The sequence below is a fragment of the Domibacillus indicus genome, assembly GCF_023715895.1.
GTDB classification, from domain to species: Bacteria; Bacillota; Bacilli; order Bacillales; family Domibacillaceae; genus Domibacillus; species Domibacillus indicus_A.
This window is the reverse complement of record NZ_JAMBOO010000002.1, coordinates 214,462-235,857: the sequence shown is the minus strand read 5'-3', so window position 1 is coordinate 235,857 and position 21,396 is coordinate 214,462. Positions and strand designations below refer to the sequence as shown.

General features: G+C 44.9%; 21 protein-coding genes and 1 other annotated feature. All 21 genes read left to right on the top strand.

The window, feature by feature from the left end:
• The 21 genes from ftsL (at position 1) to M3221_RS04315 (ending at position 21,124) form a co-directional block, all read left to right on the top strand.
• Positions 1-348: a cell division protein FtsL gene (ftsL, locus tag M3221_RS04415; protein WP_251270334.1), complete on the top strand. Its 348-nt coding sequence runs from the start codon at positions 1-3 to the stop codon at positions 346-348.
• On the top strand, positions 345-2,552 hold the full coding sequence (locus M3221_RS04410) for a penicillin-binding protein (RefSeq protein WP_285879044.1): 2,208 nt from the start codon (positions 345-347) through the stop codon (positions 2,550-2,552). Before ftsL ends, M3221_RS04410 begins: the two co-directional genes overlap by 4 nt.
• A 113-nt stretch (positions 2,553-2,665) precedes the next feature.
• On the top strand, positions 2,666-4,558 hold the full coding sequence (locus M3221_RS04405) for a stage V sporulation protein D (RefSeq protein WP_251270333.1): 1,893 nt from the start codon (positions 2,666-2,668) through the stop codon (positions 4,556-4,558).
• Between the two features lie 129 nt (positions 4,559-4,687).
• Positions 4,688-6,163 carry a UDP-N-acetylmuramoyl-L-alanyl-D-glutamate--2,6-diaminopimelate ligase gene (locus tag M3221_RS04400; RefSeq protein WP_251270332.1) on the top strand — a complete coding sequence of 492 codons (1,476 nt, stop codon included), beginning with the start codon at positions 4,688-4,690 and terminating at the stop codon, positions 6,161-6,163.
• Positions 6,160-7,131: a phospho-N-acetylmuramoyl-pentapeptide-transferase gene (gene mraY / locus M3221_RS04395; RefSeq protein ID WP_251270331.1), complete on the top strand. Its 972-nt coding sequence runs from the start codon at positions 6,160-6,162 to the stop codon at positions 7,129-7,131. The genes M3221_RS04400 and mraY overlap by 4 nt, the downstream gene beginning before the upstream one ends.
• Positions 7,128-8,477: a UDP-N-acetylmuramoyl-L-alanine--D-glutamate ligase gene (gene murD / locus M3221_RS04390; RefSeq protein ID WP_251270330.1), complete on the top strand. Its 1,350-nt coding sequence runs from the start codon at positions 7,128-7,130 to the stop codon at positions 8,475-8,477. Before mraY ends, murD begins: the two co-directional genes overlap by 4 nt.
• Positions 8,478-8,518: 41 nt before the next feature.
• Complete coding sequence (gene ftsW, locus M3221_RS04385; protein ID WP_251270619.1) at positions 8,519-9,628, top strand: putative lipid II flippase FtsW; 1,110 nt, start codon at positions 8,519-8,521, stop codon at positions 9,626-9,628.
• A gap of 129 nt (positions 9,629-9,757) precedes the next feature.
• On the top strand, positions 9,758-10,867 hold the full coding sequence (gene murG, locus M3221_RS04380) for an undecaprenyldiphospho-muramoylpentapeptide beta-N-acetylglucosaminyltransferase (RefSeq protein ID WP_251270329.1): 1,110 nt from the start codon (positions 9,758-9,760) through the stop codon (positions 10,865-10,867).
• Positions 10,868-10,937: 70 nt separating this feature from the next.
• Positions 10,938-11,771: a cell division protein FtsQ/DivIB gene (locus tag M3221_RS04375; protein WP_251270328.1), complete on the top strand. Its 834-nt coding sequence runs from the start codon at positions 10,938-10,940 to the stop codon at positions 11,769-11,771.
• A 215-nt stretch (positions 11,772-11,986) separates the two neighbouring features.
• Positions 11,987-13,297 carry a cell division protein FtsA gene (ftsA, locus tag M3221_RS04370; RefSeq protein ID WP_251270327.1) on the top strand — a complete coding sequence of 437 codons (1,311 nt, stop codon included), beginning with the start codon at positions 11,987-11,989 and terminating at the stop codon, positions 13,295-13,297.
• Positions 13,298-13,329: 32 nt separating this feature from the next.
• The gene (ftsZ, locus tag M3221_RS04365) at positions 13,330-14,496 is read left to right on the top strand and encodes a cell division protein FtsZ (RefSeq protein WP_251270326.1); all 1,167 of its coding nucleotides are present in this window, start codon (positions 13,330-13,332) and stop codon (positions 14,494-14,496) included.
• Positions 14,497-14,724: 228 nt separating this feature from the next.
• Complete coding sequence (locus tag M3221_RS04360) at positions 14,725-15,573, top strand: sigma-E processing peptidase SpoIIGA (protein WP_251270325.1); 849 nt, start codon at positions 14,725-14,727, stop codon at positions 15,571-15,573.
• 21 nt (positions 15,574-15,594) lie between these two features.
• A complete protein-coding gene (gene sigE, locus M3221_RS04355) occupies positions 15,595-16,314 on the top strand; it encodes an RNA polymerase sporulation sigma factor SigE (protein ID WP_242232120.1) in 720 nt (239 codons plus the stop codon).
• Between the two features lie 61 nt (positions 16,315-16,375).
• Positions 16,376-17,155, top strand: a complete 780-nt coding sequence (gene sigG, locus M3221_RS04350; protein ID WP_242232119.1) for an RNA polymerase sporulation sigma factor SigG — start codon at positions 16,376-16,378, stop codon at positions 17,153-17,155.
• Between the two features lie 75 nt (positions 17,156-17,230).
• A complete protein-coding gene (locus tag M3221_RS04345; RefSeq protein WP_242232118.1) occupies positions 17,231-17,488 on the top strand; it encodes a YlmC/YmxH family sporulation protein in 258 nt (85 codons plus the stop codon).
• Positions 17,485-18,369: a peptidoglycan editing factor PgeF gene (gene pgeF / locus M3221_RS04340; protein WP_251270324.1), complete on the top strand. Its 885-nt coding sequence runs from the start codon at positions 17,485-17,487 to the stop codon at positions 18,367-18,369. The genes M3221_RS04345 and pgeF overlap by 4 nt, the downstream gene beginning before the upstream one ends.
• The gene (locus M3221_RS04335) at positions 18,359-19,030 is read left to right on the top strand and encodes a YggS family pyridoxal phosphate-dependent enzyme (RefSeq protein WP_251270323.1); all 672 of its coding nucleotides are present in this window, start codon (positions 18,359-18,361) and stop codon (positions 19,028-19,030) included. The genes pgeF and M3221_RS04335 overlap by 11 nt, the downstream gene beginning before the upstream one ends.
• A gap of 21 nt (positions 19,031-19,051) precedes the next feature.
• The gene (locus M3221_RS04330; protein WP_251270322.1) at positions 19,052-19,480 is read left to right on the top strand and encodes a cell division protein SepF; all 429 of its coding nucleotides are present in this window, start codon (positions 19,052-19,054) and stop codon (positions 19,478-19,480) included.
• A 5-nt stretch (positions 19,481-19,485) separates the two neighbouring features.
• Positions 19,486-19,746, top strand: a complete 261-nt coding sequence (locus tag M3221_RS04325; RefSeq protein WP_242232114.1) for a YggT family protein — start codon at positions 19,486-19,488, stop codon at positions 19,744-19,746.
• Between the two features lies 1 nt (position 19,747).
• Positions 19,748-20,524 (top strand): YlmH family RNA-binding protein, encoded by a 777-nt coding sequence (locus M3221_RS04320; protein WP_251270321.1) that lies wholly within the window; start codon positions 19,748-19,750, stop codon positions 20,522-20,524.
• A 90-nt stretch (positions 20,525-20,614) separates the two neighbouring features.
• Positions 20,615-21,124: a DivIVA domain-containing protein gene (locus tag M3221_RS04315; RefSeq protein WP_242232112.1), complete on the top strand. Its 510-nt coding sequence runs from the start codon at positions 20,615-20,617 to the stop codon at positions 21,122-21,124.
• A 51-nt stretch (positions 21,125-21,175) separates the two neighbouring features.
• Positions 21,176-21,394 (top strand) — a binding site (T-box leader).
• Positions 21,395-21,396 lie beyond the last annotated feature (2 nt).

Sequence of the window (21,396 nt, the reverse complement as noted above, 5' to 3'; positions counted from 1 at the left end):
ATGAACAACACAGCGAGAAAGCCGATTGTCGAACAGCCTAAAAAGGCTTCTGTTAAACAGCGGAAGATCAGCAGGTCATTTTTTACTCCTGGAGAAAAGGTGCTGTTTCTTGTTTTTGTATTAACAGTTTGCTTTATGAGTGCAAAGCTTATCTCTACACAGGCAGCGATCTATGAAACAAACAAACAAATTCAAGATGTAGAAGCGAAAATCCAGGAGCAGGAAAAAGTGAATCATGATCTTGAGGTCCAAATCAGCGAAGAAAGCACGTATGAAAAAATTTGGGAACGTGCTAAAGCGATGGGGCTGGATTTAAGCAAAAACATTAAGGTTGTTGAGCCGAAATGATGGAAAATAGAAACAATCGGAAAATAGGAGTTGCGATCCTGTACGTCGGGTTCGCCCTCCTCTTTTTTATCTTATTTTCACGGGTATTTTACATTCAGGCGACCGGAACAGCGGACGGACATAAACTTAAAAACGAAGCGCTTGAAAAATACATGCGCACGGATGTTCTTGAAGCGAGCCGGGGAACGATTTATGATACAAATGGAGAAGTCATCGCAGAAGATACTACTTCATTTACAATGGCAGCGATTTTAGACGATTCTGTAACAACGAATCCAGAATCTCCAAATCATGTAGTAGATCCAGAGAAAACAGCAAAGGTGCTTGCGAAATATATTGATATGGATGAGGAAGATATACTGGCGCGTTTGAAAAAAGAAGGAGCATTCCAGGTAGAGTTTGGCACGGCAGGGCGCGGGCTGACAAACAGTGTAAAGCGAAAAATTGAAGCCGAAAAGCTGCCCGGTATTACATTTACCCGACAGGCGAAACGGTTTTATCCAAATGGAAAATTTGCTTCTCATTTAATCGGCTTTACACAGCAAATTGAACAAGAAGATAAAAATGGGAATGTTACGTTTGAAACAAAAGGCCAGATGGGCATTGAAAAATCCTATGAAAAATATTTGCAGGGCAAAAATGGGAAAATCCGTTATACGAGCGACTTATGGGGTTACCTGCTTCCTGAAAAACAAGAAATGGTCACTGAGCCACAAAACGGCGATGATATGTATTTAACCATTGACTCTAAAATCCAGACGTTTATGGAAGACGCATTAAGTGAAGTAGAAGCGCAATACAATCCATCCAAAGCGTTTGCCATTGTAGCCGAAGCTAAAACAGGGAAAATTTTGGCGATGAGCCAGCGTCCTACATTTCATCCGGGCACGCGGGAAGGGCTTGATGTAAACTGGATGAACGACCTCGTTGAATATTCATATGAGCCTGGATCTACGATGAAAATTTTTACGCTGGCAGCGGCGATTGAGGAAGGCACGTTTGAAGCCGATGCTCTTTACAAGTCAGGAAGATATAAAGTAAAAGGTGGGGGCAGTATTGGAGATCATAACGGCGGGGCCGGCTGGGGCAATATTACATATAAAGAAGGCATTCAGCGCTCTTCCAATGTAGCGATTGCGAATATGCTGGAACAAATGTCGCCGGGTGTTTTCAGGCAGTATCTTGAAGACTTCCATTTCGGGCGTAAAACAGGTATTGAACTGCCTAACGAAGCGGCAGGCAGTATTTTGTATAATTACCCGCTTGAACAAGTGACAACAGCATTTGGTCAAGGATCAACGGTAAATGCGATGCAGATGCTCCAGGCAGCGACGGCGATTGCCAACGGCGGAAAAATGATGAAGCCGTATATTATTGATAAAATTGTGGATGACACGACCGGAAAAACAATTGTCGATACAAAGCCGGAAGTGGTTGGTGAGCCTATTTCTAAAGAAACGGCAGCCGAAACACTAAACATTCTAGAAACAGTCGTAACAGCAGAACATGGCACTGGCAAGCCGTATCATATTGAAGGATACGATGTGGCAGGGAAAACAGGAACCGCGCAGCTTGTCGGAGAAGATGGGCGCTATTTAACAGGATCAAACAATTATTTGTTTTCTTTTATGGGCATGGCCCCAAAAGAAGATCCGGAGCTCATCGTATATGTAGCAGTTGCGCAGCCGCAGCTGGATGGAGAGTCCGGGTCGGTCCCTGTTTCAAAGATTTTCAATCCTGTTATGCGAAACAGTCTTCAATATTTAAATATCAAGCCGGATAAAACGATTATTTCTCAAACGGTAACGTTAAAAGATTTTACCGGCAAGAAAACATCAGAAGCACGTAAGGCGTACGAAGACGCCGGAATGGATCCGGTCGTGATCGGTACAGGCAGTAAAATTGAAAAGCAAGTACCAGCGGCCGGCGAAAAGCTGCTGCAGGGAGAGAAAGCCATCCTGCTGACATCTGAGAAGTGGACGATGCCAAATATGAAAGGCTGGGCCATGCGTGATGTGATGAAAGTAGCTGAGAGTATGGGTCTTAAAGTAAGCTATTCAGGATCCGGCTATGTAGTATCTCAAAATATTGAACCAAACAAAGCCGTAAAAGAAGGCCAGAAGCTTATTATTAAGCTTGAAGAGCCTGGCAGTGCGGAAGAAGCTAACCAAAAAGCAAATGAAGACTCGGATCAATCCCGATAAAGGGAGCAGTCTCGCTTTTTAGTGCCAGTCACTAAATCGCCGGGACGGCTCTTTTTTTTTTGTCAATTTTCCTCAAATGAAGCATATGATCATGAAGAAAAGGAGTGTGGACAATGCGGGTGCGAATGTTTTGGATCCTTCTTTTGTCTTTTTTGGCTTTTTCGGCATTGGTCATCCGCACCGGCTATATCCAGCTTGTTAATGGGGGTGAGCTGACAGATAAAGCAGAAGAACTGTGGGGAAGAAGCATCCCTGCTGAGCCGGAGCGCGGTCTGATCCTGGACCGAAATGGAAAAGTATTAGTGGGGAATAAAAATGCGCCGACGGTTTATGTGATTCCGGCTCAAATTGACGACCCGAAACAAACGGCCAAGAAGCTGGCCGCCGTTCTCGGGGAGAAAGAATCGGTTTTGTATGAACGAATGACAAAACGTTCTTCAATTGAACGTCTTTCTTCCAAAGGCAGGCATTTATCCGCTGAAACCGCGCAGGCGGTAAGGGATCTTCAATTAAAGGGAGTCTGGCTTGGGGAAGACTCGATCCGGGATTATGTGATGAAGGACAGGCTTGCCCACATTATTGGATTTACGGGAGCTGACAACCAGGGGCTTGCCGGGATCGAAGCCTATTATGATAAAAAGCTTTCTGGCAAACCAGGTTCGATCCAAATGTATACAGATGCGAAAGGAAACCAAATGCCGGGGCTTACCAATCATTATGAGGAACCGGTAAATGGAATGGATTTAAGTTTAACGATTGATGCGGATATTCAAGCTGTAATGGAAAGAGAGCTGGATCAGGCTGAAAAAACGTACAAGCCGGATGCGGCTATGAGTATCGCAATGGATCCGAACACAGGGGCTATTTTGGCGATGTCTTCACGCCCGTCTTATGACCCGGCCCGCTTTAGCGAATATGATCCAGATGTATATAATCGAAATCTTCCTGTATGGAGCACATTTGAGCCGGGATCAACGTTTAAGATCATTACACTGGCAGCTGCTTTAGAAGAAAAGAAAGTAGATCTTGATAAGGATCACTTTAATGACCCCGGCTACGTGGAAGTGGATGGTGCGCGGCTGCGCTGCTGGAAGCGGGAAGGGCACGGCCATCAGACTTTCCTTGAAGTCGTGCAGAATTCTTGTAACCCGGGTTTTGTAGAGCTCGGTTCACGCCTTGGTGAAAAAAAGCTTTTTTCTTACATTCGCAAATTTGGATTTGGCGAAAAAACAGGCATTGACTTGTATGGAGAAGGAACTGGAATCCTTTTTACAGAGGAATCGGCCGGTCCGGTAGAAGCGGCAACGGCAGCTTTCGGACAAGGTGTAGCCGTTACACCTATCCAGCAGGTGACAGCAGTGTCCGCGGCGATAAACGGCGGCATATTGTATGAGCCGTATGTAGCCGAGAGCTGGACAAACCCGGAGACAGGCAAAACGGAAGAGGTTCGTAAGCCGAAAAAGGTACGCCGGGTTATTAGTGAAGAAACATCGAAAGAAGTGCGGCGCGCTCTTGAAAACGTAGTAGCCAAAGGAACCGGACGAAACGCTTTCGTAGACGGATACCGGGTTGGAGGGAAAACGGGTACCGCCCAGAAAGCGAAAGACGGCCGTTATCTTGAAAACAACCATATTGTTTCTTTTATCGGAATGGCGCCCGCAAATGATCCGAAGGTGGTCATTTACACGGCTATTGACAACCCAAAAGGCACGGTTCAGTTTGGCGGTACAGTCGCCGCCCCGATTGTCGGGAAAATGATGCAGGATGTTCTTCCGCTGTTAAACGTTGAAAAACAAACGAATCAGATCGAAAAAGAAAAAGCCTGGAATGACCCGGATTTCATTCAAGTGCCTAACTTGATTGGCCTGTCAAAAAAGAAATTAAAAGAACAGCTGATCAATGTTGAAATTGTAGCTGAAGGAGCGGGAGATAAGGTCGTGTACCAATCGCCGAAACAAGGAGTAAAAGTAGAGAGAGGAAGCAAAGTACGCGTTTTATTAAAATAAAAGAGCCTATGCCGCCAAATTTGATCGAAACAGGCTGAAAAGCATTCGCATCGGCGGCTTTTTTTCGTTACAATAGAAATCGCGGGAAATTGTACATAGTGTTTGCAGAAAAGAAAGGATTGAAAAAACGTGGATTTATCAACTGTGCTCCGAGCACTTCCATTTTATCAGCAAGATAAGGATGGAAATCCGGCGATTACGTCGATGGAAAACGATCACCGCCTCGTTCAAGAGGGATCAATATTTATTTGTATAAAAGGATTTACCTTTGATGGCCATAACGCTGCGGAAGAAGCAGTGAGAAAAGGGGCAGCTGCCATTGTAGCAGAACGGCCTGTGGACGTATCTGTTCCAGTTATTTATGTGCCGGATACAAAACGGGCAATGGCGCTTTTAGCGGCTCATTTTTACGGTTACCCGACAGATTCCTTCCATCTAATTGGGATTACAGGAACAAACGGAAAAACAACTACGAGCCATTTAATTGACCATATTTTGCGGGCTCACGGAGAGACGACTGGTTTAATCGGAACGATGTATATGAAGATTGGCGATCAGACTATTGAAACGAAAAACACGACACCAGAGAGCCTTACGCTTCAAAAAACATTTTCAAATATGAAAGAAGCAGGTGTAACGGCTGCGGTTATGGAAGTATCTTCTCATGCACTCCAAGAAGGGAGGACAAATGGCACTGCTTTTAATGTGGCAGTTTTCACCAACCTAACGCAGGATCATCTCGATTTTCATAAAACAATGGATGAATACCGGACAGCGAAAGGGCTGTTGTTTGCCCGCCTTGGAAATGTAATGCATTCCGACCGTCCGTCTTTTGCGGTGTTAAATGCCGATGATGCAGCTTCTGCTGTTTACCGTTCGATGACGGCGGCGCATGTTGTTACCTATGGCATTGACCATCCAGCAGACATTCGTGCTAAGGATATTCGGCTCACCTCAGGAGGAACAGCTTTTACCATCACGTATCCGGGCGGAGAGCTGCAAGTTCAGTCAAAATTAGCAGGCCGCTTCAATGTATACAATATGCTTGCTGCGTTTGCGGCTGGCTTCGTCTCAAACATCAAGCCGGAAACCATTCAAACAGCGCTTGAGCAGGTGGAAGGAGTAGCAGGCCGTTTTGAAGTGGTGCCAAATGACCGTGATATTTCGGTGATTGTTGATTACGCGCATACACCGGACAGCTTAATTAATGTTCTTCAAACGGTTCGGCCATTAACAAAAGGGCGGGTAATTGCCATTGCCGGATGCGGCGGTGACCGTGACAAAACAAAGCGCCCGCTTATGGCACAGGCGGCTTGCAAATATGCAGATGAAGCGATCTTCACATCGGATAACCCGCGCAGCGAAGACCCGAAAACCATTTTAAAAGATATGGAAGCAGGTGTGCCGCAGGAGCGCTATACGGTGATTGAGGATCGAAAAGAAGCCATTTTTGAAGCGATTCGTACGGCGAAGCCTGGCGACGCGGTTGTGATTGCAGGAAAAGGCCATGAAACGTATCAGCTTATTGGAAAAGATGTTTTTCATTTTGATGATCGGGAGATTGCGAAAGAAGCACTTCTTCAGAAGGACGGTGGACAGGCATGAATGAGTGGCAGATAGCGTTAATTATTGCGGTTTCGTTTTTAATTACGGTTCTTATTGCCCCGTTATTTATTCCTTTTTTAAGGAGACTGAAGTTCGGGCAGAGCATTCGTGAAGAAGGACCGAAGTCTCACCAGCAAAAATCAGGCACTCCGACAATGGGCGGAATCGTCTTTTTGCTATCTATTATTGTGACGACGTTGTTTTTTGCCCAATTATTTGATTCAATCGGTACAGAAACAACCTTGCTTTTACTTGTAACCATTGGATTTGGACTTCTTGGGTTTTTAGATGATTTTATTAAAGTCGTGATGAAGCGCAATCTTGGTCTGACATCCTTGCAAAAATTAATCGGCCAAATTATTATTTCTATTATCTTTTATGTGATTTATGCGCAGCAAGGATTATCAACGGAGCTTTCATTTGGTTTTTTCTCCGTTGACCTGGGCATTTTATATGCGCTGTTTGTTCTTTTCTGGCTGGTCGGCTTTTCAAACGCAGTGAACTTAACCGACGGACTTGATGGCCTCGTATCGGGTACGGCAGCTGTTGCATTTGGAGCATATGCAGTCATTGCCTGGAGCCAGGGGCTGGATGAAACAGCCATTTTCGCTTTTTCAGTTGTTGGGGCCATCATCGGTTTTCTTGTGTTTAACGCTTATCCGGCCCATGTATTTATGGGAGACACAGGATCGCTTGCGCTGGGCGGTGCGATCGCGGTTCTATCAATTTTAACGAAGTTTGAGTTTTTGCTGCTTCTTATTGGGATTGTATTTGTAGCAGAAACACTATCGGTTATTTTGCAGGTTTGGTCATTTAAAACTAGAGGGAAACGAATTTTTAGAATGAGTCCGCTGCACCATCACTTTGAACTAGGCGGCTGGTCTGAGTGGCGTGTAGTGGTCACTTTTTGGTCCGTCGGTGTGATTGCAGCAGCGGTCGGTCTATGGATTGGAGTATGGAACATATGAAGCAGATCAATCAATTTAACGGAAAAAAAGTACTTGTATTAGGTTTAGCAAAAAGCGGGCTCGCAGCTGCCCGTTTGCTGAAAAAACTAGGCGCTGATATCACAGTCAATGATGGAAAGCCGCTTGAAGAAAATGAAGCTGCCCGCTCACTTTCGGCAGAAGGAATTAAAGTGATCTGCGGAAGCCATCCGGTAGAACTGCTGGATGAAGGGTTCGAGCTGGTCGTGAAAAACCCGGGTATTCCCTACTCAAACCCGATCATATCCAAGGCGGTCTTAGACGGACTGCCGGTGATTACGGAAGTAGAGCTTGCCGGACTGATTTCTGAAGCGCCGTTCATTGGCATTACCGGCACTAACGGCAAAACAACAACGACGACACTGATCGATGAAATGATGAAAAAAGGCGGCAAAAGCACTGTACTTGCCGGTAATATCGGTAAGGTAGCATCTGAGGTCGTACAGCAAGCCAAGCCGGAAGACCATGTGGTGATTGAGCTTTCCTCTTTTCAGTTAATGGGAATTCAGGAATTTCGTCCTCACATTGCGATTATCACGAATATTTATGATGCCCACTTAGACTATCATGGATCACGGGAAGAGTACGTTGGAGCAAAGATGAAAATCACACAAAACCAGACTGACGAAGACTTTTTAATTATTAACGCGGATCAAGAAGCTCTTCTGTCTTTGGGTGGGGCGAGTGTGGCGAATGTAATTCCATTTTCCGTGCGCCAGAAAGTAGAAAATGGGGCTTATATCGAGAATGGAATGGTGTATTTTCAAGAAGAAGCGATTATGCCGACAGCAGATATCGCATTGCCGGGCAGCCATAACCTTGAAAATATTTTGGCGGCCATTGCGGCAGTTAAACTATCAGGTGTAGCAAATGAAGCGATTATCCATGTTCTTAAGACGTTTTCGGGTGTGAGACACCGGACCCAGTTTGTACGCGAATGGAACGGCCGGAAGTTTTACAATGACTCTAAAGCAACCAATACGCTTGCGACAAAAAGTGCCCTCACAGCCTTTCAAGCTCCTATCATTCTGCTCGCGGGAGGGCTCGACCGGGGCAACGGCTTTGATGACCTGCTTCCATACCTGCACGATGTCAAAGCAGTTGTGACGTTTGGAGAAACAGCAGAAAAATGGAGAGAAACGGCGGAAAAAGCCGGCATTACCTGTATTGAAAAAGCGGAATATATGACTGATGCGGTACAAAAAGCAGCTGCACTGTCAAAAGCAGGAGATGTTGTTTTATTGTCTCCAGCTTGTGCAAGCTGGGATCAATATAAAACCTTTGAAGAACGCGGAGACATATTTATCGACTGTGTGAATACGTTATAAGAAAGAGCCGGGGCCTTGATGGCTCCGGTTTTTTAATGCGCATGAGAGGGGTGGCTGCTGTTTCTACTCGTGGAACGGACAAACTGTTTTTGCTGCTTGTCTTGTTGTTAACAGGAAGCGGCCTTCTGATGGTCGCAAGCGCTGGGGAAGTATGGGGGCAATTTAACTATGGGAATTCTTTTTATTTTGTAGAAAGACAAGCCGTATTTGCTGCAGCCGGGATCGTGGTGATGACGGTATTCTCACGCTTTGATTATAGGATTTTCAAGACCTATTCAAAGCATGCGCTTATCGTCGCATTTTTGCTGCTGATCGCTGTATTAATTCCGGGGATTGGGATGGTGCGCAACGGGTCACAAAGCTGGATTGGCGTAGGCTCTTTGTCCTTCCAGCCCTCTGAGTGGATGAAAATGGCTCTTGTTTTTTTTCTGGCATCTATCCTGTCTGAACGAAAGAAAACCATTCACTTGTTTTGGAAAGGGCTCTTTTTTCCGCTTTCTGTTATCGGGGCTGCTTTTGGCTTAATTATGCTGCAGCCGGATCTTGGAACAGCGGCCGTTATGGGGGGAACTGCTTTTCTTTTGCTGTTCAGTGCGGGAGCACCGATTCGCTTTTTTATGACGATCGGTGTAACAGCAGTGATTGGATTGGTTGGACTGATTGCATCGGCACCCTATCGAATGAAGCGTATTACGGCTTATTTGGATCCATGGTCGGATCCGCTTGGAAGTGGGTTTCAAATTATTCAGTCTCTTTATGCAGTTGGACCAGGAGGGCTTTTTGGGCATGGCTACGGAGAAAGCCGGCAGAAATATTACTATCTTCCTGAACCGCAGACTGATTTTATTTTTGCCATATGGTCAGAGGAAACGGGCTTTCTTGGTGCTGTATGGATTATTCTTTTATTTTTCCTGCTTATTTGGCGCGGAGTATATATAGCCATGCGGATTGACGATCCATTTGGCATGCTGCTCGTTTTCGGCTTGACGGCTATGATAAGCCTGCAGTCTTTTATTAACCTTGGGGTCGTAGTAGGACTCCTTCCAGTAACAGGGGTAACCCTGCCGTTTTTAAGCTATGGAGGCTCTTCTTTAACTATGACACTGGCATTGGCGGGAATTGTTTTAAGTGCAAGCCGTCATATGCGGTAGTATTGAAGGAAATTTACGGTTTTTTCAAGATAATATTTGATTCTCGTGACACATTGATTTAAGATGAAAATGCATTGGACAGCTGTTTGAACAACAAAAGCTGCCAGATGAATTATTGAGGTGACAGAATTGAAAATAGTAGTCAGCGGCGGAGGAACGGGCGGACATATTTACCCGGCACTCGCACTTATTCGGATGATTAAAAAGAAACACCCGGACACATCGTTCCTATACATCGGAACAGAAAAAGGACTAGAATCCAAGCTTGTTGTACGGGAAGGGATTCCCTTTCAATCAATCGACATTACTGGATTCCGCCGGGCAGTTTCATTTGAAAACGTGAAAACGGTTATGCGCTTTTTAAAAGGTGTTAACGACTGTAAAAAAATGCTAAAAGAATTTCAGCCGGATGTTGTGATTGGTACAGGCGGCTACGTATGCGGACCAGTCGTGTATGCAGCTGCGAAAATGGGAATCCCATCAATTGTCCATGAACAGAACAGCGTGCCGGGACTGACAAATAAATTTCTAAGCAGGTATGTGGATAAAGTGGCGGTTTGTTTTGATGCAGCAAAAACACACTTTCCGGCAGAAAAAACCGTTCTTACCGGCAATCCTAGAGCTTCCGAAGTGATCGAAGCGAGCGGGGCGGGTGTACTGCAAAAGTACGGGTTTACACCTGAACGAAAAACCGTTCTTATTTTTGGAGGAAGCCGCGGCGCCCGTCCTATTAATGATGCGGTAATCGAGGCATTGAACAACTTGGCGGATCGCAGCTACCAGGTGTTATATGTCACAGGTGATGTTCATTATGAACGCGTTTCGACGGAGCTGCAGACTGCAGGGAAGCCTGATAATGTGGCGGTTGAGCCGTTTATTCATAACATGCCGGATGTGCTGGCTGCTTGTGATCTGGTAGTAGCAAGAGCGGGGGCCACTACCCTTGCAGAGCTGACAGCGCTCGGTATTCCGTCCATTTTAATTCCAAGTCCATACGTAACAAACAATCATCAAGAGAAAAATGCACGCTCTCTAACGGACCAGGACGCAGCAGTGCTGCTGCTTGAAAAAGATTTAACGGGCGCGTTGCTCGTAAAAGAGTTGGATGCTATCCTGATGAATGAGCCGCGGCTCGGTAAAATGAAAGAACAAGCAAAACGTTTGGGCATTCCGGATGCGGCAGATCGTTTATATAATGTAATGGTGGAATTAACAGAAAGAACCAGCCGTTCATCTTGAACACATGGCAGTCAGCCGCGTTAAAAGAGATCATGCGCGGCTGGTTTGCAGCATGGGCAGAGGTGTGAACATGACAAAGGAAAAAATCATTTCAATTGAGGATCGCATTCCAAAGCTGAAACAAATCAGAAAAAAGAAAGCGAACCGCCGGCTGCTGTTTTTACTATCTTTGTTTTTCGCGCTTATTCTTCTTGTTGTGTATCTGCAGTCTCCCTTAAGCAAAGTGGCAGACATTCACGTGCAGGGAAACAGTCTTGTGACGAAGCAGGAAGTAATTGAGAAAAGCGGGCTTGTAAAAGGAAGCAGCATTTGGGCAGCCGGGAAGGGAAGGGCAGAAGAAGCTCTTTTAAAAGACGACCGCATTAAAAAAGCGGAGGTTACAATTGGGTTCCCAAATGATTTAATGATTTCGGTGGAAGAGCATAATGAAATTGCTTACGCTGCTCAAAAAGGCGGGCTGTACCCTGTTCTTCAAAATGGGAAAATTTTAAGCCAGCCTCTGAGCGGTGCACCATTACAGCTTCCGATTTTGTATGGCTTCAAAGAAGGAAAGGCACTCGATTTGTTTGCAAAAGCAGCCCAAACACTTCCGGATGAAGTATATAATACAATTTCTGAAGTGTATTATGATCCAAAGAAAAATAACTCTCTTCATATAAAGGCGTTTATGACAGATGGGTTTGAAGTGTCTGCCACTCTCTCCACATTTGCTGAGAAAATGGTTTACTATCCTTCCATTTCTACACAGCTTAATCCCGATGTAAAAGGTGTAATCGACATCGAAGTTGGTTCGTATTTCAAAGCCTATGATCCAGCTCAGCAGCAGGAACTAGCAGAAGAAGCCGAAGAGGAAGCAGCAGGAGAAACAACAGAGGAAACTACACAAGAAGCAGAGACGCCATAAAGTTTTCTTAAAACTGAATAACTTAGCCTTTTCGAGCTTCTTATCTTAGTGTAGACTTGTATGAGAGAGTTTAAGAAAAACATCAAAAATACTAAACTTTAAAAGGGAAACACGCTGAATATGACGAATTACGTTCTTAAACATGTATTCGTAGAGTAAATGTGCGAATGGTTGTTCGGTTATTCACGCTTTTATGGTAAAGGAGGTGCCGCAGCATGAATAATAATGAAATTTTAGTAAGTCTCGACATCGGTACATCCGCGATTAAAGTGATTATTGGCGAAATGGTTAATGATTCCTTAAATATAATTGGTGTCGGAAATGTAAAATCAAAAGGCATTCGAAAAGGAGCGGTCGTCGATATTGACGATACGGTTTATTCGATTAAAAAAGCGATTGAGCAGGCGGAGCGTATGGTAGGCCTAGAGATTGGCTCCGTGATTGTTGGTATTGCTGCCAACCACGCCATTTTGCATCCGTGCAATGGCGTTGTAGCTGTTTCAAGCGAAAACCGGGAGATTACAAGTGAAGACGTGATCCGGGTCAAAGATGCGGCACAAGTGATGTCTATTCCACCCGACCGGGAAATTGTTAATGTAATTGCCAAACAATTTATTGTAGATGGCTTTGATGAAATTAATGATCCCCGCGGTATGCTCGGTGTACGTCTTGAAATGGAAGGGATCATCGTAACAGGTTCAAGAACATTTTTACATAACACGCTGCGCTGTGTAGAGCGCGCGGGTCTTGAGATTAATGAAATTGTTCTGCAGCCGCTTGCGAGTGGAGAAATCGCTTTATCCATGGATGAGAAAAATCTAGGCACTGTACTAGTCGACATCGGTGGCGGCTCCACGACAATTTCTTACTTTAGAGATGGCTATATTCAGCATACCTCTGTCCTGCCTGTTGGCGGTGATCACATTACGAAAGATTTATCCATTGGTCTGCGTACGTCAACAGAGGAAGCCGAAGGAATTAAAATGAAGCATGGACATGCTTTTTATGATTTAGCTTCTGAAGAAGAAGTGTTCAGTGTTCCGGTGATTGGCAGTGACCAGCATGATCAATTTAACCAGCTTGAAATTTCAGAAATTATCGAGGCAAGACTGGAAGAATTGTTTATGATGGTCGTGGAAGAACTTCGCCAGTTGGGTATTCATGATATTCCAGGTGGATTTGTTTTAACCGGCGGATCATCCGCAATGAATGGCATTCTTGATTTGGCACAGGATGTATTTCAAAATCGTGTACGCGTTGCGATTCCTGATTATATCGGTGTACGTGAGCCACAATTTACAACGTCTGTAGGCCTGATCAAGTATGCATATAAAAATGCCCGGTTAACGGGACGGAAATTAAGTGAATCCAATCAAGCGGCTCCGGCGCCGAAAGAAGTTAGAAGAGAGCGCCAGGAAGTCAAACAGGAACCGAAGCCTGTGAAAAAAGAGCAGCCGCATGACGGAGAAGAAAAAGGCGTCAAAGGAAAAATGAAAAGACTTTTCGGGTACTTCTTTGAAGAATAGAAAAAAGAACGCATTAAATAGGAGGATTTGCCATGCTGGAATTCGATACAAGTTTAGATTCGTTGGCAACGATTAAAGTTATCGGCGTAGGCGGTGGCGGTAACAATGCCGTCAACCGAATGATTGAGCACGGAGTGCAGGGAGTAGACTTTATTGCCGTCAATACGGATGCGCAAGCTCTTAATTTGTCAAAAGCAGAAGTGAAAATGCAAATCGGCAACAAGCTGACGCGCGGATTAGGTGCCGGTGCTAACCCTGAGGTTGGAAAAAAAGCGGCTGAAGAAAGCAAAGAGCAAATTGAAGAAGCGCTTAAGGGCGCTGACATGGTGTTCGTAACAGCTGGTATGGGCGGAGGCACAGGAACAGGTGCGGCTCCGGTTATTGCACAAATTGCAAAAGATCTTGGCGCCCTGACAGTAGGGGTTGTGACACGTCCATTTACATTCGAAGGCCGTAAGCGTGCTACGCAGGCAGCTGGTGGAATTGAATCAATGAAAGCGGCAGTAGATACATTAATCGTCATTCCAAATGACCGCCTGCTTGAAATTGTCGACAAAAGCACACCAATGCTTGAAGCATTCCGTGAAGCAGACAATGTTCTTCGCCAAGGGGTACAGGGGATCTCTGACTTGATCGCAACACCAGGTTTAATCAACTTAGACTTTGCCGATGTAAAAACTATTATGTCGAACAAAGGTTCTGCCTTGATGGGAATCGGGGTTGCTTCAGGTGAAAACCGCGCAGTGGAAGCGGCGAAAAAAGCCATTTCCAGTCCATTGCTTGAAAAAGCCATTGACGGTGCGCAAGGTGTGCTAATGAACATTACCGGAGGCACAAACTTAAGTCTTTATGAAGTACAGGAAGCAGCTGATATTGTATCTTCAGCTTCAGACCAAGACGTAAATATGATCTTCGGTTCTGTTATTAATGAAAATTTAAAAGAAGAAATTGTCGTTACAGTTATTGCGACCGGTTTTAAAGAGGTGCCAGGTGAAGCAGGCCAGCAGGTTCGTCCAGGTCTTGGCCAAGTAAAACCACAGCCTTCGCAGCCAGCTTCGCAACAGCAGCCAAAATCGCGTGAACTGAAGCGTGAAGATACGCCGGCGCCGGAGCAGCCAATGCGCCAGCATCAACAGCCTTCAGCGGATGATACGTTGGATATTCCTACATTTTTACGTAACCGCAATAGAAGAAGATAAAAAGCAGACCCGCCACTTATGTGGCGGGTTTTTTTGTGCATGCTAGTTCTTACAGGCAAAAGGCGCACCGTACTATGCAAAGGGCGTAACCGGCTTTTTCCATGCCCGAATTAGACATGATTCGGAAAAACTACTGTAAAAATTCACTTACATTCCGACATACATCCACTATTGAATCCGGTACACTAATGCACATAGGACAGGCAGCCGGAAAAAAGGAGGGATCAATTGGCCGGTTACGCAGAAGGGATTATTTTTTTTAATTTTGCTGCGGATGCACTGCTTCTTTTCGTAACAGGAAAGCTGAGCGGGCGTACATTCAGGGTGCCCCGGCTGCTTGTGGCTTCGTTAGCTGGAACTATCCCCGTATGTATCTATTTAGCAGCAGGCCCGACCGGACTTTTGCATAAATCGCTGACGGTCATTATGCCTGTATTCATGATTCGTATTGCGTTTCAAACAACCGGCATAAAAAGCCTTGTTTCTATGGTTCTTACCTTTTACTTTACTGTTTTTTTAACAGGCGGCATTTTATTCGGATTTCAATCCATGTACAGGCAATATGCCGATGCGGGAAAATGGTCTCTCATATTCTTTTTTATTGTATCAGTGGCCATTTCCTTTTACTTTATTCAACGCCGTTTGTTAGGTTTAAATGCTTCAAGGCGGGTAATCAGTCAGACAGTTCCCGTTTCTTTTACACTTTGCGGAATTAATTGGTCAGGGCACGGATTGATTGATACGGGCAATGCGCTGTGTGATCCTATTTCAAAAAAAGAAGTGGCAGTCTGTCAGATTCAGCCCTCTGAGGAGTGGCCCGAGGCGCTTTTTAAAGAGGACATCAGTGATCTGCTCCATCTCCCGGACACTTGGACTGAAAAACTCGTATGGGTACCATCTAAATCTATTCATGCTGAAAGCAGGCTGCTTGCCTCCTTTCGTACAGACAGCTTTACTATATGTATAAATGGAAAAAAACAAGAAACGAACAGGGCGCTTGTCACGTTTACGGACAAGATGTTATCGGATGACGGAGCGTTTGCGTGCATCCTGCATCCGAATATGGTTCGGGAATGAATCGAAAGGTGAGTGGATAATATGCGGCAGGTAAAAACGAAGTGGATGTACGTAATGTATAATATGATTCAAAAAGCCGGGCTTAAATCCAAGGCGATTTACTATATCGGCGGCAGTGAAGCACTTCCGCCGCCGCTTACACGTGACGAGGAAGCGCATCTTTTAACGAAGCTGCCTTCTGGAGACAAAGCAGTACGCGCTATGCTGATTGAGCGAAATCTGCGCCTTGTTGTGTATATTGCCCGGAAGTTTGAAAACACTGGCATTCATATTGAAGATCTCATCAGCATCGGAGCAATCGGGCTTATCAAAGCCGTCAACACTTTTGACCCCGAAAAGAAAATCAAGCTTGCGACTTATGCGTCCCGCTGTATTGAAAATGAGATCTTAATGTACCTGCGCCGCAATAATAAAATCCGTTCGGAAATCTCATTTGACGAACCGCTTAACATCGATTGGGACGGTAATGAACTGCTTTTATCCGACGTGCTGGGGACCGAAAGTGATATTATCACAAAAGGCATTGAAGAAGAAGTGGACAAACACCTTGTAGCAGAAGCGCTTGAAGACTTAGAAGGCCGTGAAAAACAAATTATTGAAATGCGGTTTGGACTGAATGGACAGGAAGAAAGAACACAAAAAGATGTCGCAGATTTGCTGGGAATCTCACAGTCTTATATTTCACGGTTGGAGAAAAAAATTATCGGAAGACTGAAAAAGGAACTCAATAAACTGCGCTGAATAATTTCTTTCGGGCCGGCAATACTGTTTTGAGAAACAGACATCATGAGGAGGAACAGTGATGGCCCGAAATAAAGTTGTTCTGTGCGGCGTCGACACATCGACGCTTCCTGTATTAACAAATCCTGAGATGAAAGTGCTGTTTGTAAAATACCAAAATGGGGATAAAGAAGCCCGCGAAGAACTGGTTACCGGAAATTTACGCCTCGTTTTAAGTGTAATTCAACGATTCAACCACCGTAATGAACAAGCCGATGACTTGTTTCAAGTAGGCTGCATCGGTTTGATGAAATCCATTGATAATTTTGATTTAAGCCACAATGTCCGCTTTTCCACTTATGCGGTTCCCATGATTATCGGTGAAATCCGCCGGTATCTGAGGGATAATAATCCTATTCGAGTATCACGCTCGCTGCGTGACATTGCTTATAAAGCTTTGCAGGCAAGAGAAAGGCTGACTGCCGAACGGTCTGTTGAGCCGGCAGCGGAAGACATTGCACGTGAAATCAATGTGCCAAAAGAAGAAATGGTTTTTGCTCTTGATGCGATTCAAGATCCCGTTTCATTGTTTGAACCCGTTTTCCAGGACGGAGGCGACCCTATTTACATGATGGATCAAATCAGTGACGGAAAAGACAGGGAAAAAGAATGGGTAGATACAATGACGGTGACCGATGAGCTGAGTAAATTATCAGACCGGGAACGAATGATTATCGAAAAACGCTTTTTTACCGGACGTACTCAGATGGAAGTAGCAGATGAAATCGGTATTTCTCAAGCACAGGTATCCCGGCTCGAAAAAGGGGCCATCAAACAAATGAAAAAGAAAATAAATGGTTAATCAGAAAAACAGAAGAGAAGATCTTCTGTTTTTTCTTTGGTTTGGCGCATACATTGATACAAAGGAGGGGCTGTTATGCGAATTTCAGAATTCCAGCTCAAGGATATCGTCAATGTTACAAACGGAAAAAAGCTTGGCCGGCTGGCTGACATTGAGTTAAATAATGCAACGGGTGCTATATCCGCTCTTATCATTGAACAAAGCGGAAAAAAATTTGGTTTATTCGGCAGGGAAGAAGAATTGGTGATTCCCTGGATGCATATTGTGAAAATCGGCGGTGACGTTATTTTAGTCCGCCATAGTGACACCGAACCGAAAGAGGAAGAACGGTGACGAAAAAGAGGGCATGTGGTACACTAAAAGAAAATGAGCGGGAGCATGCCATGACAGAACCTTTTAAAAAATCGAATGACGGTTTATTTCATCTGGAAAAATGGGAGCTGGAAGAACCAGGTCTTGTGGCTGGATTTACGTCGAAAGCTGGCGGAACCGGCCGCTATAATGGCTTGAACATGGCTTTTCATGTGCAGGAGGAAGCTTCTTTTGTTCAGGAAAATCGAAAAAATACAGCCAAATTAATTGATTTTCCGACAGCTGGCTGGGTTGGGTGTGAACAAACACATGAGGTGCACATTGCTCATGTGTCAAAGAGAGATGCCGGCAAGGGCGCACTTGATTATGAAACGGCCCTGGCGGCTACTGATGGACTGTACAGCGAGGATGCCGGTGTGCTCCTTACTCTTTGTTATGCGGATTGTGTACCTCTTTTTTTTCTTGACCGGGCAGCGAAGCGTATTGGTACGGCCCACGCCGGCTGGAAGGGTGCAGTTGGCGGAATAGGGCCGAAGATGCTTGAGAAATGGAAGCAGCAAGGCAGCCGCCTGCAGAATATTGAAGCAGCCATTGGCCCTTCTATTTGTGGATCATGCTACAAAGTGGGAGCGGCTGTAGCGGAAGAAGTACAGAAATGGTATCGTCCGGGAGAAAAGCTGCCGCTCTCTCCCGTGCCGGATGAAGCAGATGCGTATTTTTTCTCCCTGCAGGATTTTAACAAAGACCTTTTAATCAAAGCAGGACTCCCGCCGGAAAATATTTATGTAACATCCTTATGTTCAAGCTGCTCTCCGGACTTTTTTTCTCATCGGCGTGACCGGGGGAGTACGGGCAGAATGATGGGTTATATCGGCTGGAAGGAAGGGAAACATGAAAGTTAGTGAAAATGTAAAAAGTATTAAACAGCGGATTGAAGAAGCGGCCCACCGGTCAGGCCGGCAGGCGGAAGATGTGCAGATTATCGCCGTCACAAAATACGTGACAACAGCTCGCGCCCAGGAAGCAGTGGAAGCGGGTATTACACATCTTGGTGAAAACCGGGCCGAAGGGCTAAATGAAAAGTATGAAAGTATTGGAGATCGTGCCGTATGGCATTTTATCGGGTCTCTGCAGACAAGAAAAGTAAAGTCAATTATTCACCAGGCTGATTTTATTCATTCACTTGACCGGGCATCGCTCGCTAAAGAAATAAACAGCCGTGCTGAAAAACCTGTCCAATGTTTTGTGCAGGTAAATGTATCAGGCGAAGAATCAAAGCACGGGCTGGCACCGGATGAAGTCGTTCCATTTATTCAATCGCTTCATATCTACGAAAAAATTCGCGTGTGCGGCTTGATGACAATGGCTCCGCTGACAGAAGACCGTGATGTTCTGCGGTCCTGCTTTCGGAAGCTTGCTTTATGCAAAGAAGAAGTGGCAGCATTAAACCTTCCCTATGCCCCGTGTCAGGAGCTATCGATGGGCATGAGCAATGATTTTGAAATAGCTGTAGAAGAAGGAGCTACAATGATTCGTATTGGCACGGCGCTTGTTGGAGAGTAAAAAGAAAGCGGAGGTGGAATGATGGGCGTGAAGTCGAAGTTTAAGTCATTTTTCCTGCTGGATGAAGAAGATTACGATATGGTGGAAGAAGAAGTGTATGAAGAAGAGCCGCCTCCAGCGGCAGCGCCTCGCAAAAAAAATGTTGTGAGTTTAAAAAGTGCGCAAAAGCCATCAAAAGTCGTTATGGCAGAACCACGTGTGTATGCAGAAGCACAAGAGATTGCCGATCATCTAAAAGCAAAAAAAGCAGTTGTTGTAAACCTGCAGCGCATTCAAACAGATCAGGCGCGCAGAATTGTTGATTTTCTAAGCGGAACGGTATACGCTATCGGCGGCGAAATTCAGCAAATTGGGGAAAAAATCTTTTTCTGTGCGCCGGAAAACGTGGAGATTTCAGGAAATATTACACAGTTTGGGCAGCAGGATCAAGAAAAAACGGGGTGGCAATAGAAAAGATGGATGTTGTACTTTATTATTTGATCCGGGCAATTGATCTATATTCCTGGGCACTCATTATTTATATTTTAATGTCTTGGTTTCCCGATGCACGTAATACATCAATCGGGCGCTTTTTAACAAGAATTTGTGAACCGTACCTGGACCCATTCCGCCGTATTATTCCGCCGCTTGGCATGATTGATATCTCGCCAATCGTTGCTTTTATTACGCTGAACCTAGCAACGCGCGGACTTCATCAGCTGATGATCTGGGTATAACATGAGTGATATTTATCAGCATTTCAGGCCGGAAGAGCGGGACTTCATTGATAAAACCGTAAAGTGGAAGCAGCAAGTGGCGGATATGTATGCGCCTAAACTAACCGGCTTTTTAGACCCCCGGCAGCGGCAGATTCTTCGGTCGGTTGTCGGATCAGGGGAGGAAGTGCTCGTTTCGTTTTTCGGAGGCTATCCGAACGCAGAACGAAAAAGAGCGCTTATTCATCCTTCTTATTTCGAACCGAAGGAAACGGATTTTGATGTTAGTCTTTTTGATATTGAATACCCGCATAAATTTGCTTCTATCAGCCACCCCCATATTTTGGGGAGTATGATGGGGCTTGGCTTAAAGCGGGAGAAATTTGGCGATATTTTAAACGAGCAGGAACGCTTTCAGGTAATTGTGGCAAAAGAACTTGTCGATTACCTGCACAGCCATTTTGACCATGTTGGCAAAGTACCTGTTTCGTTGAAAGAAAAGCCATTTTCGGAAGCTCTTTACACAGCGGAAGATTGGCGCGAGCAAGCGGTTACGGTTTCGTCACTGCGCCTTGATGTGATCATCAGCGCGCTGCCGTCGATGTCACGCCAAAAGGCTCAGCAGCTTATTAAAGGCGGTGCCGTGAAAGTAAACTGGCGGGCTGTAGACCAACCTTCTTTTGAATGTGCAACCGGAGATATGCTGTCTATTCGTGGAACAGGACGTGTGAAAATTTTATCCCTTGATGGACAAACTAAAAAAGAAAAATGGCGAATGACCTTGGGCATTTTGAAATAAATTTGTGAAAATGCCGAGATTTTCCCACAAGCGCTCGAAAAACCTTTATAATGAAAATCAATGATCATGTAATGCTTTGGAGGTGGCTGTATGCCCTTAACGCCGTTGGACATACATAAAAAAGAATTTGGCCGTTCATTTCGTGGGTATGATGAAGATGAAGTGAACGATTTTCTAAATCAAATTATTAAAGATTACGAGTTGATTATTCGCGAGAAAAAAGAATTAGAAGCGCAGCTGGCCGGCCAAACGGAACGGCTTAGTTATTTTGCCAATATTGAAGAAACATTAAATAAATCTATCGTTATTGCGCAGGAAACGGCAGAGGATGTAAAACGAAATGCTTTAAAAGAGTCTAAACTTTTGATTCGTGAAGCAGAAAAAAATGCCGACCGTATTGTCGAGGAGTCTTTATCAAAAGCCCGTCGTATCGCTGTTGAAATTGAAGAACTGAAAAAGCAGTCTAAAGTATTCCGTACGCGCTTTAAAATGCTGATGGAAGCTCAGTTAGATTTATTAAACAATGATGACTGGGATACACTTCTTGAATTTGAAGTAGATACGGAAGAAGTTGAGCGCTTCAGCGACGAAGAGAGATAAGCTTGACGAATGAATCGTTCATTTTTATAATGTAACCATCTGAATAAATTATGAAACGCGATGAAAGGGACAGTAGAGCGCAGATAGTCGGTCATAAGCGAACCAGGGACGGTGAAAGCCTGGTGCCGATATGCAGCTCCAAAATCACCCTTGAGCATTTTTCGTGAACATCGGAGTAGCGGAAAACGATCGATCCACGTTACGGATTTTGAGCGGGCAGCCATTGGCTGTCAATCAGGGTGGTACCGCGGAAACCTTTCCGTCCCTTTTGA